Origin of the sequence: Bacillus sp. C28GYM-DRY-1, from assembly GCF_030519405.1 — a bacterium.
Classification (GTDB): Bacteria; Bacillota; Bacilli; order Bacillales; family Bacillaceae; genus Bacillus; species Bacillus spizizenii_A.
On record NZ_JAUMKF010000005.1, the window covers coordinates 155,567 to 171,043 of the forward strand.

The window sequence follows — 15,477 nt, forward strand, 5'->3', positions numbered from 1 at the left end:
GGAAAAGGGGATCATGATGTGTATGCTCTCCTTTTCCCTTTTCATACCCTCTGCCGCCGCTGCCGAAACCGAGGAAAATACAGATGTCGCGCCAAACCAATATGAAAAAAAAGACATTGAAATCGATACGAATTATTTGCATGAAGATGCCTACTATGAAGAGAAAGTAGAACTGCCTGAGGAACAGAAGAATTTCACTTTTGATCAGCCCGAGGACAAGGACGCCGAGCTGATAAAAAATTTGTTTACATCAACAAATCCCGAGGAATCCAACACGATTGCGGCCCAGTCGAAACAGCTCGGGATTACGTTTGCTGAAAAACCAATGAAAAAGACGTCATCCCCAGAAACAGAAGAAGGACATGGTACATCTTCGTTACTGCTTCCGATTATCTATGTTGTGCTGATCCTGCTCGGAATTGCAGGCATTGTGTTCCTCATCCCAAAAGTCACAGCGCAGGAGAACAAAAAGGCATAGGCCCTGTGCTTGTGTTGTGCTAAAGCGGTACCGTACAATAGGAATGGAAGGAGGAGGTTGTTTCTAATGGAACTTTATATCATCACCGGAGCGTCAAAAGGACTGGGAGAAGCCATTGCATTACAGGCTTTAGAGAAGGGCCATGAAGTCCATGCCTTATCCAGAACAAAAGCGGATGTCTCTCACGAAAAACTGACGCAGCATCAAATAGACCTCATTAATCTCACAGAAGCTGAACAGCAATTTGAAACATTGCTTTCATCCATTAATCCAGATCGTTATTCAGGTATTACCCTGATCAATAACGCCGGAATGGTAACGCCGATCAAACGCGCCGGCGAAGCGTCTCTTGACGAGCTTCAGCGCCATTATCAACTGAACTTGACAGCACCCGTCCTTTTGAGTCAGCTGTTTACAAAAAGGTTAGCATTATACAGCGGCCAAAAGACGGTTGTCAACATTACGTCAGGCGCCGCCAAAAATCCATATAAGGGATGGAGCGCGTATTGCAGCTCAAAAGCCGGTCTCGACATGTTTACGAGGACATTTGGATTTGAACAAGAGGACGAAGAACTGCCAGTGAACATGATTTCCTTCTCACCAGGTGTGATGGACACTGAGATGCAAGCTGTCATCCGTTCTTCATCGAAAAAGGATTTCCACGACATTGAACGTTTCCGGAAATTAAATGAAACAGGAAGCCTTCGCAGTCCGTCCTTTATTGCCGGCACACTGCTTTCTTTATTAGAAAAAGGGACAGAAAACGGACGCATTTACGATATTAAAGAGTTTTTGTAGAGCAGATATTTTCTGCTCTTTTTTTTATAAAAAAATCTATCGCCCTCGCATTCTGATGAGCAGCCGCATATACTGACTGAAACTCTGCTTTTAGGGTATAACAATGATGATTAAAAGACAAAATGATGTGACATAAGAATTGAGTTTCTCTGCAAATTATGTTAGGATTCTAAAAATATCTAAAGGAGGGGTTTCCATGAGAAAGGTTACATTAATGGATGTTTTCACCCATCCAATTGCACAAAAATATTTACAGCGTTCCGGCGTGGCACATGCGATTGCCTGCGCTTACCATGCGTACAGGCTGTCTATAAAGAATGACATCAACCCTGATTTAGCTGCAAAAGCGGCACTGTTGCATGATATCGGCCATTATGAATGGTATACAGACGGAAAGTGGGATTATGAGAAATACAAAAGAAATGACATTCATGCCATTAAAGGGGCGGAACGGGCTCATAAGCTTCTGATTCGGCTTGGCGAGGAACCGAAAGCGGCAAAAGAGATTGCCCTTGCCATTTTGCTTCATACCGATTCCTATTTACCTGAAGGCGAATTAGATAAAAACACACTGCAGCAGATTGTCAAAAAAGCGGACGAACTTGATGAAGAGCCGGGAGGCCACCATCATTATCGCCGAATTGATCCTTCAACTGCACGTAAAAAAATAGAAAAGCTGGACCGATTAATCGACCAAGCCCAGGCATCCATGACAAAGCCTGTATAAGTCCCGCTTTTTTCACGGAACAGCGCCAGCTTTCTTCGCTGTCTCCGCTTCATCACCATTTCCTTTACAACCGCTTCCCAACATAGTCTCCTAAAATCCCCGCGTTCCTCGTTTTATCAGGTAAGCCTGTGTCATTATCCATAATTACGGCATAAACTGAGATAAAACATCAAAAGGGGATTGAAGTATGGTCAACCAAGGTAGTCCGCAACTGGTCTCTTTAGTCGATCCTTATGTCTATCAGACCATTAAAAAGCTCATCGGCTCAAGGTTCGTGATACAAACAGTACGAGATACGGTCAGAGGCAGACTGATCGATGTAAAACCTGACCATATCACCATTGAAGCAGCCCAAGATTCTGTTTGTTTGATCAGAATTCAGCATATGATTTCCATCACGCCAGATTACAGTGAGCGGGTTTAACAGTGCTTGCGCATGAAAAATAGGCGTACACCGAGACGTCCTATTTTTCTGTTAAGCGCTGTAAAAAAGCACTATGATACATTATATCGTCAAGGACAAACCCGGCAAATCCTTGGTAATCACCATCTGAAAAACAAAAAGTGACGCCGTACACTGTATAGCTGGAACGGACTGAAGCATATTGGCGGACACGAAAATGATAACCATCTGAATCTTTTACATATAGCCGGGATTTCCCGGCAAATGGGGCACAGAGCAGTGCTGCCTCACAAAAACATTCGAATCCGGCGATTTTGCCGTTTGGCTGGTATTCAGCAGGATACAATCATTGACTCTAAGCTCCTCAGACTGTACATTCCTGCTCTTTTTTGGAGGAAGAACATAGATATAAGCCAGCTCTGAATCTTTATCATATGTCACTGCTTTCATCATCAACACTCCTTTCATTATATTAAGAGTTCTGATATGAGTTCATTTTTGTTACAATGATGGGGTATAAGCCCTTTTATCTGACAGACAAAGAAAAACTAGGAGGAACAAAGCTTGTTGAAATCAAAAGTCCACTTTTGGACATTGCAGATTTTATTTGTTTTGCTGATTATTTACGTAACAACAAAGGTTTCATTTGTATTTCAGCCGTTTATTGTTTTTATCTCAACATTGTTTTTCCCGATGCTGATTGCGGGAATTTTGTATTTCATTTTTAATCCGGTCGTCCGCCTGCTTGAGAAAAAAATTCCGCGGACATTATCCATTCTATTGATCTATTTACTATTTATCGGTTTGCTGGCCTTCGTTTCAGCGTCAGTCGGGCCTATCATAACATCGCAAGTGACCGGGCTGTTTAACAATCTTCCTGATTATATAAAACAGATTCAGTCGCTGACAAAAGATTTGTCCCATTCCCAATGGTTTACCTGGATGATGAATCAGGATTATGTATCGATATCAAAAATTGAACAGTCGTTGACAAGCTTTCTCCAAAATTTGCCGCAAAATATCACGTCCAGTTTATCTGCGGTGTTTGGTGTCGTGACAAACATCACACTTGTTATTATCACTGTTCCATTTATCCTTTTTTATATGCTGAAAGACGGACATCGCTTTCCGCATCTAGCGGTAAAAATTCTTCCGGCTTCTTATCGGACAGAAGGCTTAAAGATTTTTAAAGATTTATCCGATACGCTGGCGGCTTATTTTCAGGGACAGCTGTTGATCTGTCTTTTTGTCGGAACAGCATGTTTTATCGGCTACTTAATTGCCGGGCTGCCGTATGCCTTGATTCTTGGGATTGTCATGGCGATTACCAATATCATTCCTTATGTCGGGCCTTTCCTCGGTGCTGCGCCGGCTGTCATTGTTGGTTTTATGGACTCTCCGGCCAAAGCGCTGTTTGCGATTATTGTTATTGTCATCGTTCAGCAGCTCGACGGGAACCTGCTGTCTCCTCTTGTAATCGGAAAGCGGCTGAATACGCATCCGCTTACGATTATTTTGCTGTTGATCGGAGCGGGAAGCTTTGGCGGCATTCTCGGCATGATTTTAGCTGTGCCGGTCTACGCGGTAGTGAAGGCATTCTTCCTGAATATTGTCCGCTTGTTCAAGCTGCGCCAGCGGTCACGCCTTGAAGAAAACGCCAAGTCCGCTGAATAGGCGGGCACCATTTGCGCCTCTTTGCATATGATGCTGTAAATCAATGCGGAGGTGGGGAAATGCCTGCGATTGTAGGTCCGATTTATATTATGTCAATATCAGGTGATGCAGCGGCCAGCTTTGGGGATGTGTTTGCGATTTCGCCAAAGAGCGTTGATCACACAGGCGCAGGATCGGGTGCGTTTCAATTAGGTGATTATATGAAGGTCAATAATGAACATAGCAAAACGAATTTCAATGATTCCGATATTATTGATGAAACCGTTTCGTTTAACGAGTAACAGCCTTTTCAGGAGAGGCTGTTGCTTTTTTATTGTATAATATGGGTAGTCTTTGAATAGAGAGGTCATGTTATGAAAATCAGAAAAGCGAATATCAATACGCAAACCGGAATGATCACGGACGTGTATCTGCATGAAAACAGAAAAGAACTGCGCACGCTGGTAGCGGTTCCGCAGCTGGAGTGGAGTACGATCATTTCTTATGAAGAAGATAAAGCATCTCTGCCTGAACGGCTGGAAGCTTCTTTGCGCCGGCATACAGAGGAAGAACCGGCTGGTGAGCTGGCCAAAAAAATTATTCATTGGGTAACAGAAATGTAAACCGCCCTTGAGAGTTTAGCTCCTGCCTGATCAGGTGATAATGAAGACAAACAAGACGGGAGGACAAGCTTTTGAGTGATGAAAAAATAGATCTCTATTTGCAGCAAGGAATGTACGGGCCCTTGGAGACAAAGCCAGATGAGCGCCATTTGTTTTTAGGCTCATTAAGGGAAAGAGTGCTTTTGGCATTGACAAAAGGGCAGGTGCTCAGAAGCAAACCCTATAAAGAAGCGGAGCAGGCGCTGAAAAACAGCAAAAACATAACCCTTTTGATTAATGGAGAGCTTCAGTATCAATCGTACTCTCCCTATATCCAAATGGCGAACCGGAACGGAGTGCACTTCAAGATCGTATCTGATCTACAGTTTCATACGCCTTTAGGCCTTGTCATTGCGGCTGACATCGCTGTGAATCGTGAATTGATATATATTCAGGACGACATTTTTAACCGGTCAGTGCTGAAACCTTAAGAGACAAACGGACCGTTTGTCTTTTTATTCATGGCAATTCACTTGCAACTGGAGATAAGATATAATGTTCTCATACTGATGGCGGGGAGGCAGGCTATGAAAAAAGCACTTATTTGTATTGATTATACGAATGATTTTGTGGCGAGTGACGGAAAATTGACCTGCGGGGAGCCCGGCAGAATGATTGAAGAGGCGATCGTCAATTTGACTGAAGAATTCATCACAAATGGTGATTACGTCGTATTAGCAGTAGATTCTCATGATGAAGGGGATCAATATCACCCTGAAACCCGTCTTTTCCCTCCGCATAATATCAAAGGCACGGATGGAAAAGATCTGTACGGAAAGCTTTTGCCTCTATATCAGAAACATGAACATCAACCAAATGTTTACTACATGGAAAAAACGAGATATTCTGCTTTTGCGGGAACTGATTTAGAGCTCAAACTCAGAGAGCGGCAGATTGACGAATTGCATCTTGCCGGTGTCTGCACAGATATTTGTGTGTTGCATACAGCGGTTGACGCTTACAACAAAGGTTTTCGGATTGTTGTGCACAAACAGGCTGTTGCCAGCTTTAATCAGGAGGGGCACACGTGGGCTCTTACCCATTTTGCAAACAGCATCGGAGCGCAAGTGGCAGAGTAAGGAAGGGGAAAAAACAGTGTTAGAGTATGGTTTTAAAGATGACAGCCTGTCATTACATACAGACCTTTATCAAATCAATATGGCAGAAACTTACTGGAGAGACGGCATTCATGAAAAGAAAGCCATTTTTGAGCTTTTTTTCAGAAGGCTTCCGTTTGAAAATGGTTATGCAGTATTTGCAGGCTTGGAAAAAGCCATCGAATATCTGGAAAACTTCAAGTTTACGGATAGTGACCTGAATTATTTACAGGAAGAACTCGGGTATCATGAAGATTTTATTGAATATTTGCGTGGTTTGACTTTTACAGGCTCACTTTACTCCATGAAAGAAGGAGAGCTCGTATTTAACAATGAGCCGATTATGAGGGTGGAAGCCCCCCTTGTAGAAGCGCAGCTGATTGAAACGGCTTTGCTCAACATTGTGAACTACCAAACATTAATTGCAACAAAGGCTGCCCGGATTAAAGGCGTCATCGGCGATGAAGTCGCGCTTGAATTCGGAACAAGACGGGCGCATGAAATGGATGCAGCCATGTGGGGAGCGAGAGCAGCCTTAATCGGCGGATTCAGCGCGACAAGCAATGTAAGAGCTGGAAAGCGCTTTAATATTCCAGTATCCGGCACGCATGCGCATGCGCTTGTGCAGGCTTACCGCGATGAATATACCGCTTTCAAAAAATACGCGGAAACGCATAAGGATTGCGTCTTCTTAGTTGACACGTATGACACACTTCGTTCAGGCATGCCGAATGCGATTAAAGTGGCCAAGGAATTCGGAGACCGCATCAACTTCATCGGCATTCGCCTGGACAGCGGCGATTTGGCGTACCTGTCAAAAAAAGCCCGGAAAATGCTTGATGAAGCAGGATTTACAGATGCGAAAGTCATTGCTTCAAGTGATTTGGATGAGCATACCATTATGAATTTAAAGGCTCAAGGGGCGCGCATTGATGTTTGGGGTGTCGGTACGAAGCTGATCACGGCCTATGACCAGCCGGCTCTCGGCGCGGTTTACAAACTCGTTGCCATTGAAGAAGACGGGAAATTGGTCGATACGATCAAAATTTCCTCCAATCCTGAAAAAGTGACAACACCGGGCAGAAAAAAAGTGTACCGCATTATCAATCAGTCCAATCATCATTCTGAAGGTGACTATATTGCGCTTTATGATGAACAGGTAAATGATCAGAAGCGGCTCAGAATGTTCCACCCGGTTCATACATTTATCAGCAAATTTGTCACAAATTTTTATGCGAAGGATCTTCATGAGCTGATTTTTGAAAAGGGCATTCTTTGCTACCAAAATCCTGAGATCTCAGACATACAGCAGTATGTGCAGGATAACCTCAGCCAGCTGTGGGAGGAATATAAGAGAATCAGCAAGCCGGAAGAATATCCGGTTGATTTAAGCGAGGACTGCTGGAGCAATAAAATGCAGCGGATTCATGAAGTAAAAAGCAGGCTTGATGAAGAGCTTGAGGAAGAATAAAGAAACTGGCCTTTCGTTTTCGAAGGGCCAGTTTCTTTTTGAATATATTAATTTTCATGATTAGACAATTTTCGTCAAATTATTTGATATACTTAAGGGGTGAAAGCTGCGCGTATTGTAAGGGGGAAAATCAATGAGGGTGTTTGTTGCAAGACAGCCTATTTTTAATAGAAAAGAACAGGTTGTTGCTTATGAGCTGCTGTATAGAGAAAGCGAAGAAAATGTATATAGCGCGAAAGACGGCGATCAGGCAACAACAGATTTAGTAATCAACAGCTTTTTAAACATCGGAATTGAGAAGCTGACGGAAGGGAAACGCTGTTTTGTTAATTTTACGGAAAGCTTGATGTTATCGAACCTTCCCACCTCCTTCAACCCGAAACAGCTTGTCATTGAAATCCTTGAAGATATACCAATCACGCCGGCCCTCGTCTCCAGATGCAAAGAATTGAAAAAAATGGGGTATATGCTGGCACTTGATGATTTTTATGCGATAAACCCGCAAAATGAAGGCTTACTGGAAGAGCTCATGAGCTATATTGATATATTGAAAATTGATTTTCTCAAAACAACACGAATGGAACGCAGAAAAATTTTGCAAACCTACGGCTGCAGAGGCTTGATTTTTTTAGCGGAAAAAGTAGAGACCCGAAAAGAATATAAACAAGCGGCACAAGACGGCTTTCAATTATTCCAGGGCTACTTTTTCAGCGAACCGCGCATCATCAGCGGGCATGATCTGTCGACTCACTTCTATTCTTACTATGAACTGCTTAACGAATTGAGCAAAGAACAGCCTAACATAAAGCATGTGACCGAATACATAGAGCGGGATTTATCACTGTCCTATCAAGTCTTAAAATTTTTAAACTCATCCCACAGCCGTTTGAGCCAGAAAATTGAAAGTATTCAACAGGCCATTATGCTGCTTGGGTTTAATGAAATCAAACGGTGGATATACATTCTTTCCTTTAAGGATTTAAGCAGTAAAGGGCATTCCAGCAAGCACGAAATCATTAAGATTTCTTTGATGAGAGCAAAGCTTTGTGAGCTGCTGGCAAGAAAAACAGTCAGGCCGCAGCCTGCTTCTTATATGCTGATTGGAATGTTTTCTCTCATAGACACCCTGCTGCACCGAGAAATAGAGGAGATTATTCAAGAATTGCCTTTAAAAGATGAAGTCGGGCAAGCGTTATTAGGCCATCAAAACGACTACTACCAAATGCTTGAGCTTGTGAAATGTATTGAAAGCAACAACTGGGACACTTGCACAGAATTAGGCAAAGAACTGGACAAAGAAGAAGCGTATGAATGTTATCTTGAAGCTCTGGAGTGGTGTCATAATCTAATGGACGCAAAATGATTGCGGGCATCTGACCACCGCAAAGCAAGAATCATTCGGCTTTGCGTCCCGATGAGGCTGATGTAGATGCCGTCGGGATTAAAGACCGTATCCACTTCATGCCGTACGCCCATTTGTTTGATCAGGCGCTTTACAGATTGTTTGTCTGATTGCTCGGCTGCGGTCAGAATGCGGTGCGAGAGCTCCCGCGAGCCCGCAATGCGGTTGAGAACAAGCTGGGCATCGGCGAACAGCCCTGAGGCCTCCCTTGCTGAACGGATAAAGAAATCTGTATTGGCAGAAGCCTGAGGGCGGCGAATCTCATACGGATAGGCGTAAAACCAAGGATAACAATAACTCATGGGAGCACCTCACACAAAAGGGATGTTTCTATATGTATAGAGCCCTAATTGCTGAATATGACAAAGCGAAAAGGCCACAACTTTAGCGTTGCGGTCTTTTTCGGTGTTTGTCGGTCAGGATACGCCAAGAATCGCATATTCCTTTTTGAAAATACAGTAATTAGGACTATAGTCTCACTTGATAAGAATGCGAAACCCGTTAACATCAAGGAGATTAAGAATCTTTCTCAATTTCGGGACATATAAACACTCTTGCTCATAGAAAGATAGTCCCGTTCTTATTGTGATTCCTTTAGGTATTTTGATCTAATTAGATTTGCGGTGTCACGCAGGACTTTTTTGTATACTTTTCGGTGAAAAATAAGCCAAAAGCAGATACACTATTAGTAACAGATCAAATACCTAGGACTCGTTCACCATACACAATTCATTGATCTTTCAAAAAAAGGAGTGTGGAAACGATGGAAAAGAAACTTGAAGAAGTAAAACAATTGTTATTCCGACTCGAACTTGATATTAAAGAAACGACAGATTCATTACGAAACATTAACAAAAGCATTGATCAGCTCGATAAATACAATTATGCAATGAAAATTTCGTGAAAAAGACTTGGAAACAAGTCTTTTTTTTCGTTTTTCCCATACAATAAAAGGATAAAGTATTATATGATTGTAAAAAAACGAAAAACCTGCTGTCTTTTGGATAGCCCATTTAGTAAAATGGAAGGGGAGGGAGGAAGGCGTTATTGAGCAGATATGTTTAGATTCTGTGGGGATCAAGGAGAAAATGAAGGAGATTGTAGATGAAAATATTTTAAATGAGGACTTGAAAGAGAAACTCAAATCTTTTGTTGAAGTAAAAAAACAATTTTCATTTGCAGAATTAGCTTATAACCATTACATAGCATTTGACGGAAAAAATGATACAGCTATTGAGTTATTGGCTTCAGGTATTGAACTTTTAATTTTATCTGCGGACATTTTTGACGATATTGAGGATAAAGATAATACTCAGGCTGTCTGGATGAAATTAGATCCTTCTATAGCAACAAACGCAGCTACTACACTTTATACATTAAGTTTGCAAGTGATAAATTCTGTTTCTAATAATCCAGAACTTTTAAGGCTCACTTTACAATATTCACTTCAATCTTTACAAGGGCAACATGTTGATTTGAATTTTAAAAAAATTTCATCAGAATCAGAGTATATTGAAATGATTAAACAAAAGTCAGGTTCGCTGGTGACATTGCCAAGTGTCCTTGGTGTTTACTTGGCAACTGGAGAATTTAATGAAACAGTCGATGAATATTCACGTTATTTGGGCATAGTCGAGCAGATTGCCAATGATCACTATGGGCTTTATTATCCAGACAATAATGACTTGAAAACAAGACACACTCTTGCCTTCTACTATCTAAAAAATAAATATAACCAATCATCCATTGACTTATTAAATTTTTATGCGCTAGAAGAAAAAATGATAAATAATTTGGATGAATTGAAAAGGAAATTACGTGATTCAGGAGTAATATTATATTTAAACGTTATTAAAAATTTAGCATTGGAAAATTTCAAGGAATCATTTGGAAAACTAAGCTTAGATGAACAAAGAAAGAATAAACTATTTGTTCAATTATTAAGGGGGAATAGAAATTGAGACATATTGATAAAATTATAAGCCATCTAGTAAATAATCCTGAAGCGATGGATCAATTTAAGAATGGGAACTTAACCTTGCTAAATATAAATGAAAAAGAAAAAAAAGCTATATTATATGCGTTTGAACAAGGAGAAGTGCCAAGAAGAAGCAATTGGCCTCCAATAGAAGCTATCAGTAATTTTTTTGAGGATGATAAAAGAAAAAGTTTTATTTAATTACGGGATGATGTGATGCAAAGAAATATTAACGTATTTAAGTATTTGTCTTTAGCCCTTATCATTTTAAGTTTTATTTATGTCATCTACCTCTCTTATATTTCTGTTTTTAACATCTTCGTAGGTGCTGATGTGAAGATTAATGAACAGGGTAAGTTAGAGGTCACCAACGTTGTAAATTATACAGATGAATATTATTCAGGTGTGAAAAAGGGTGACATCATTTTAGAAGTGAATGGGGAAAAAGGCAGCGAAGTCCAGTTAGAAAGCGGAAGATTGGTCAATGTAGAAAGTTTAATTGTTGAGAGAGATAATAAATCATTTCATTTACAAAATGTAAGCTTAATAAGTGAAGAGAATTTATTTATGTATCTCATTCCAATCATCTCTTATTCAATTTGTTTATTTTGTATATTTTTTGTTTACAGAATAAATAAAGTTAGAAAATCATCTTCTGCTTTTGTTTTAATTTTATTTTTGTTATTTGTATCAGTAGCGTATGTGAGTGCCTGCGGTGCAAGAAGAGGAGAAGAGGTTAGTACCTACCTTCTTCTTCTTACTTTAGTAAGTTGTCCAATTTTATATATTCACTTTATATATAAATACTTTGTGGAATTAGGCACCAAGTTATTCAAAAAGAGGATTTTAATCATTATGTATATGCTTCCAATAATAAACCTGTTATTGGAAGCTGTTATGGGTAATAGATTAAATTCTTCTACTTTTTTGTCTAACTTGAACTTGATTTCCTTTTTTGTCTTAGTTCTTACTGTATCTATTCTTATCCATCAAGGGGTAAGAAAAATTAAACATAATGAGCAAAAGTCAATTTTGAAGGTCCTTTCTTATACAAGTATTCTGGCTTTCAGTCCTTTTATTATCTTTTTTGCTATCCCATATGTGTTGTTTAATACGTATCTTTCACCCTTTAGTTTGGCAGCTTTTACACTTGTTATACCTTTTTCTTTAGTATATCAGTTTATGACCAATAGACTTTACAATATTGACTTTGTTGTAGGACGGCTTAAGTACTATGGATTCTTAGCAATTACTCCTACTGTGATTGTAGTCACCATATTTAATTTTGTCCAGAAACCAAAAGATAACTTCTATTCTGTTAAGCTAACAATTGTAATATATCTGCTTATGTTTGCTGTTTTTTACTTTAAAGAGATCATTGACTTTCGTTTCAAGTTGAAAAGGTTCACAGAGAAATTTAATTATCAAGATGGAATTTTTAAATTTACTCAGTTAATAAAACAAGCATCATCGGTAGATCAAGTGCTTATTTACTTTAAAAATGCAATCTTAGAAGTACTGAACATTGATAATGCTTGCGTGTTTGATAATTCTAAGGGGGAGATTACCCTTCTTAGCAAGAACAACTACAAAGATATAACTTATAAAAAGTTCGAGAAATATGCTCAACATTTTTCAGGTGATATTGGAAAAATTGTAGAGTTTAAACAAGGTTTTATTATTAAAATAGGTGAACGAGGAGACAGATCATTTCTAGTACTATGTTTCTCAAGCTATAATACCTTTAAATTAACAAGAGATGAAATTGCATGGCTTCAAACATTAGCGTTTTATACAAATGTTTCATTGGAAAACGTGATGAAAATCGAAGAATTGATGGTGCATCTTGAAGATTCAAAACAACAGGAATCAAACCCCGTTTGGCTCAAAAAACTCATGTACACCATTGAAGAAAAACAACGTTCAGAACTCGCCCGCGATCTCCACGATTCCGTCCTCCAGGATTTGATTTCATTAAAGCGCCAGTGCGAGCTGTTTTTGGCTGGTTTTAAGAAGGATGATAACCCTTGCCAGGAAGAGGTGAAGGACAAGCTTGTGCAGATGAATGAGCAAATGTCTGACGTGATTTCGATGACAAGAGAGACGTGTCATGAATTGCGGCCGCAGCTTCTGTATGATCTTGGGCTGGTGAAGGCGCTGTCCAAGCTGGTGGCGCAGCAGCAGGAGCGGGTTCCGTTCCATATCCGTTTAAATACCGACAGATTTACGGCTTCGCTTGATCTTGATTCACAGCTAAATTTGTACCGAATCATACAAGAGTTCCTGTCTAATGCGGTCAAGCACTCTCAGGCGACGGATGTGCTGATTATGCTCATCAGTATTCAAAACAAAATCGTTCTTCATTATGAGGACGATGGTGTAGGGTTTGATCAAGAAAAAACTACTGAGCATTCCATGAGCATGGGGCTTTCTGGCATTAAGGAGAGAGTCAGGGCTTTAGATGGGCGCCTTCGGATTGAAACAAGTGAAGGAAAGGGCTTTAAGGCTGATATTGAAATCGAATTGTAATGGTTTTATAACGGAAACGACTTGGCACAAGCCAAGTCTTTTTTATAAAATGGAAATGAGTGAGTAAAAGGGAGGAAAACATGAAAAAGATACTAGTGATTGATGACCATCCGGCTGTCATGGAAGGCACCAAGACAATTTTGGAAACGGATTCTAACCTATCTGTTGATTGTCTCAGTCCTGAACCGAGCGAACAGTTTATCAAGCAGCATGATTTCTCGTCATATGATCTCATTTTAATGGATCTGAATTTAGGCGGCGAGGTCAATGGGATGGAGCTTTCTAAACAGATATTACAAGAGTATCCTCATTGTAAAATTATCGTGTATACCGGTTATGAGGTTGAGGATTATTTTGAGGAAGCGATTCGTGCGGGACTGCACGGTGCCATCAGCAAAACGGAATCTAAAGAAAAGATCACCCAATACATATACCACGTACTCAACGGAGAAATTTTAGTTGATTTTGCTTACTTTAAACAGCTGATGACTCAGCAAAAAACAAAGCCGGCTCCTTCCTCTCAAAAAGAACAAGATGTGCTCACACCTAGAGAATGCCTGATTCTTCAAGAAGTTGAAAAGGGTTTTACAAACCAAGAAATCGCAGATGCACTTCATTTAAGCAAACGGTCCATTGAATACAGCCTGACATCAATTTTCAATAAGCTGAATGTCGGTTCCCGGACGGAAGCAGTTTTAATTGCGAAATCAGATGGTGTACTTTAAATAAGGGGGGATATGATGGATACGAAATACACATTGCTTGAAGCGCTTGGAATTGAGATTGTTGAAAACACAGCGGAACGATGCGTTGCGGTCATGCCGGTGGATCATCGGACAGTGCAGCCGTTCGGATATTTGCATGGAGGCGCTTCAGTGGCTCTGGCAGAAACCGCGGCGAGCGCAGGGGCGCAGAACCTGATTGATCACACGACTCAAGCTTGTGTCGGTTTGGAGATTAACGCCAACCATTTAAAATCCGTAAAGGAAGGAACGGTAAAGGCAGTAGCCGAACCCGTTCATATAGGCAGAACGACTATTGTCTATCAAATTCATATTTATGACGAGCAAGAAAGGCTGATCTGTATCTCCAGATGCACGCTGGCTGTCATCAAGAAATAAAAAAACAGCCGGAACTCTGCCTGTCCGGCTGCTTATTCTTATAAGTAAGAATCCTCTTTTCGTTTAATCACAAAGTTTCTGATTCCGTTATAGTCATCCTGTACACTTCTCTTATCAAGTTTGACGCCGGAGTTGTACGCAGCACGGCAGATCAAGTGTCCCCCGACAGGCGACGTAATAAAGATAAAGAGTATCCCGAGCAAAATTTTTGCGGAAATGTTCCCCGTTACAAACCACAAATAGAAGAAGACACCAAGCAGAATCATATTGACGCCTAACGTTGAGCCTTTAGAGGCAGCATGAGAACGTGTATACACATCAGGAAGGCGAATTACTCCTAATGAAGCAACGAGGCACACAAGTGCGCCTACCAAAATGAATGCAGCCACAACGACCTTAGCGATTTCGATCATTTTCGATAATCTCTCCTTTCTCCAGGAACTTGGAAAATGCGATCGTTCCGATAAATGATAAAATCCCCAACAGCAAAATTATATCCAGAAACGCACTTGTTTTCAGCAAAATGGAGACAAGCGCTGTGATCGCGATCAAGTTGATGCCGATTGCATCCAGAGCCACGACTCGGTCAGGCACAGTCGGCCCTTTAATAACACGAATGACATACAAAAAGGTAGACACTGCCATAATGCCAAGCGCGAGTTGCAGAATCAGCGTAAACATCAGCGGCTCACCTCCTGTATGGCTTTTTCAAATGACTCCCGAATATCAAAAATGGCTTTTTCCGCATCCTCAATATCCATCGCGTGAATATAAAGTATCGTCCTGTCATCTGAGATGTCCATCACCAAGGTTCCCGGCGTTAACGTAATGAGCAGTGACAGCAGGGTGATTTCCCAATCTGTCGTAAGCTCGGTTTTAAAAGCGAAAATGCCCGGTCTGATATTCAGTTTCGGCGATAGGACTGATTTCAGCACACTGACATTGGCAAGGTACAGTTCCCTTAAAAAAATCAAAAAGAGTTTGATGATAGAAAACATTTTCCATAGATAAAACTGGCGAGTAAAAAAGCGCCGGAAGAAAAAGAGAGAGAGTATTCCCAGAATATAACCTGTGAAGAATCCTGCGGCGCTTGGACTATTGCTCAAGAACATCCAGCAAAAAGCGAGAAACACATTTAATAAAATTTGAAATGCCATG

At 40.6% G+C, this 15,477-nt stretch carries 21 protein-coding genes and 2 pseudogenes; 17 read left to right on the forward strand and 6 right to left on the reverse strand.

The annotated features are described in order from the left end of the window. Nucleotides 1–22: 22 nt before the first annotated feature. The 4 genes from essA to Q3W56_RS07380 all read left to right on the forward strand — a co-directional run bounded on the left by essA (nt 23) and on the right by Q3W56_RS07380 (nt 2,427). Nucleotides 23–478 carry a type VII secretion protein EssA gene (gene essA, locus Q3W56_RS07365; RefSeq protein WP_302895048.1) on the forward strand — a complete coding sequence of 152 codons (456 nt, stop codon included), beginning with the start codon at nt 23–25 and terminating at the stop codon, nt 476–478. A gap of 66 nt (nt 479–544) precedes the next feature. Continuing rightward, complete coding sequence (locus tag Q3W56_RS07370; protein WP_268398272.1) at nt 545–1,276, forward strand: (S)-benzoin forming benzil reductase; 732 nt, start codon at nt 545–547, stop codon at nt 1,274–1,276. Between the two features lie 196 nt (nt 1,277–1,472). After that, nucleotides 1,473–2,003: an HD domain-containing protein gene (locus Q3W56_RS07375; protein ID WP_302895021.1), complete on the forward strand. Its 531-nt coding sequence runs from the start codon at nt 1,473–1,475 to the stop codon at nt 2,001–2,003. A gap of 187 nt (nt 2,004–2,190) precedes the next feature. Continuing rightward, the gene (locus tag Q3W56_RS07380; protein WP_302895022.1) at nt 2,191–2,427 is read left to right on the forward strand and encodes a YuzF family protein; all 237 of its coding nucleotides are present in this window, start codon (nt 2,191–2,193) and stop codon (nt 2,425–2,427) included. A 40-nt stretch (nt 2,428–2,467) separates the two neighbouring features. On the opposite strand, the pseudogene Q3W56_RS07385 reads toward Q3W56_RS07380, so the two are convergent. After that, nucleotides 2,468–2,856 (reverse strand): annotated as a pseudogene (locus Q3W56_RS07385) (DUF2283 domain-containing protein). Between the two features lie 114 nt (nt 2,857–2,970). Here Q3W56_RS07385 and Q3W56_RS07390 point away from each other — a divergent pair. The 7 genes from Q3W56_RS07390 to pdeH all read left to right on the forward strand — a co-directional run bounded on the left by Q3W56_RS07390 (nt 2,971) and on the right by pdeH (nt 8,652). After that, complete coding sequence (locus Q3W56_RS07390; protein ID WP_302895023.1) at nt 2,971–4,080, forward strand: AI-2E family transporter; 1,110 nt, start codon at nt 2,971–2,973, stop codon at nt 4,078–4,080. A gap of 59 nt (nt 4,081–4,139) precedes the next feature. Continuing rightward, a complete protein-coding gene (locus tag Q3W56_RS07395; protein ID WP_268398269.1) occupies nt 4,140–4,361 on the forward strand; it encodes a spore germination protein in 222 nt (73 codons plus the stop codon). Between the two features lie 72 nt (nt 4,362–4,433). Then, nucleotides 4,434–4,682, forward strand: coding sequence for a YueH family protein (locus tag Q3W56_RS07400; protein ID WP_014114991.1), 249 nt, complete (start codon nt 4,434–4,436; stop codon nt 4,680–4,682). A gap of 71 nt (nt 4,683–4,753) precedes the next feature. Further along, complete coding sequence (locus tag Q3W56_RS07405; protein WP_019715561.1) at nt 4,754–5,152, forward strand: YueI family protein; 399 nt, start codon at nt 4,754–4,756, stop codon at nt 5,150–5,152. A 96-nt stretch (nt 5,153–5,248) separates the two neighbouring features. After that, complete coding sequence (locus Q3W56_RS07410; protein ID WP_019715560.1) at nt 5,249–5,800, forward strand: cysteine hydrolase family protein; 552 nt, start codon at nt 5,249–5,251, stop codon at nt 5,798–5,800. Nucleotides 5,801–5,816: 16 nt separating this feature from the next. Next, nucleotides 5,817–7,289, forward strand: a complete 1,473-nt coding sequence (locus tag Q3W56_RS07415; protein WP_019715559.1) for a nicotinate phosphoribosyltransferase — start codon at nt 5,817–5,819, stop codon at nt 7,287–7,289. A 133-nt stretch (nt 7,290–7,422) separates the two neighbouring features. After that, the gene (pdeH, locus tag Q3W56_RS07420; RefSeq protein WP_302895024.1) at nt 7,423–8,652 is read left to right on the forward strand and encodes a cyclic di-GMP phosphodiesterase; all 1,230 of its coding nucleotides are present in this window, start codon (nt 7,423–7,425) and stop codon (nt 8,650–8,652) included. Here the strand turns inward: pdeH and Q3W56_RS07425 are convergent. After that, complete coding sequence (locus Q3W56_RS07425; RefSeq protein ID WP_019715557.1) at nt 8,628–8,993, reverse strand: YuzC family spore coat inner layer protein; 366 nt, start codon at nt 8,991–8,993, stop codon at nt 8,628–8,630. The two genes, pdeH and Q3W56_RS07425, sit on opposite strands and share 25 nt — an antisense overlap. A gap of 114 nt (nt 8,994–9,107) precedes the next feature. Continuing rightward, nucleotides 9,108–9,224 (reverse strand): annotated as a pseudogene (locus Q3W56_RS21170) (hypothetical protein). 230 nt (nt 9,225–9,454) lie between these two features. Between Q3W56_RS21170 and degQ the strand changes: the two are divergent. From degQ to Q3W56_RS07455, 6 genes are all read left to right on the forward strand, one after another. Then, a complete protein-coding gene (gene degQ / locus Q3W56_RS07430) occupies nt 9,455–9,595 on the forward strand; it encodes a degradation enzyme regulation protein DegQ (RefSeq protein WP_003220708.1) in 141 nt (46 codons plus the stop codon). A gap of 184 nt (nt 9,596–9,779) precedes the next feature. Further along, a complete protein-coding gene (locus tag Q3W56_RS07435) occupies nt 9,780–10,652 on the forward strand; it encodes a polyprenyl synthetase family protein (protein WP_302895025.1) in 873 nt (290 codons plus the stop codon). After that, the gene (comX, locus tag Q3W56_RS07440) at nt 10,649–10,870 is read left to right on the forward strand and encodes a competence pheromone ComX (protein ID WP_302895026.1); all 222 of its coding nucleotides are present in this window, start codon (nt 10,649–10,651) and stop codon (nt 10,868–10,870) included. Before Q3W56_RS07435 ends, comX begins: the two co-directional genes overlap by 4 nt. 15 nt (nt 10,871–10,885) lie before the next feature. Beyond that, a complete protein-coding gene (locus Q3W56_RS07445) occupies nt 10,886–13,198 on the forward strand; it encodes a histidine kinase (protein ID WP_302895027.1) in 2,313 nt (770 codons plus the stop codon). Nucleotides 13,199–13,278: 80 nt separating this feature from the next. After that, the gene (gene comA, locus Q3W56_RS07450) at nt 13,279–13,923 is read left to right on the forward strand and encodes a two-component system response regulator ComA (RefSeq protein WP_019715553.1); all 645 of its coding nucleotides are present in this window, start codon (nt 13,279–13,281) and stop codon (nt 13,921–13,923) included. A 15-nt stretch (nt 13,924–13,938) separates the two neighbouring features. Further along, nucleotides 13,939–14,319 carry a hotdog fold thioesterase gene (locus Q3W56_RS07455; protein ID WP_302895028.1) on the forward strand — a complete coding sequence of 127 codons (381 nt, stop codon included), beginning with the start codon at nt 13,939–13,941 and terminating at the stop codon, nt 14,317–14,319. Nucleotides 14,320–14,357: 38 nt separating this feature from the next. On the opposite strand, the gene mnhG is transcribed toward Q3W56_RS07455, so the two are convergent. Genes mnhG through Q3W56_RS07470 form a run of 3 tightly spaced genes read right to left on the reverse strand, consistent with a single transcriptional unit; the run spans nt 14,358 to nt 15,476 of the window. Continuing rightward, entirely contained in the window at nt 14,358–14,732 is a 375-nt protein-coding gene (gene mnhG / locus Q3W56_RS07460) for a monovalent cation/H(+) antiporter subunit G (RefSeq protein WP_302895029.1), read from the reverse strand. Then, nucleotides 14,716–15,000, reverse strand: coding sequence for a Na(+)/H(+) antiporter subunit F1 (locus Q3W56_RS07465; RefSeq protein WP_014114980.1), 285 nt, complete (start codon nt 14,998–15,000; stop codon nt 14,716–14,718). The genes mnhG and Q3W56_RS07465 overlap by 17 nt, the downstream gene beginning before the upstream one ends. Next, a complete protein-coding gene (locus Q3W56_RS07470) occupies nt 15,000–15,476 on the reverse strand; it encodes a Na+/H+ antiporter subunit E (protein WP_302895030.1) in 477 nt (158 codons plus the stop codon). The genes Q3W56_RS07465 and Q3W56_RS07470 overlap by 1 nt, the downstream gene beginning before the upstream one ends. Nucleotide 15,477 lies beyond the last annotated feature (1 nt).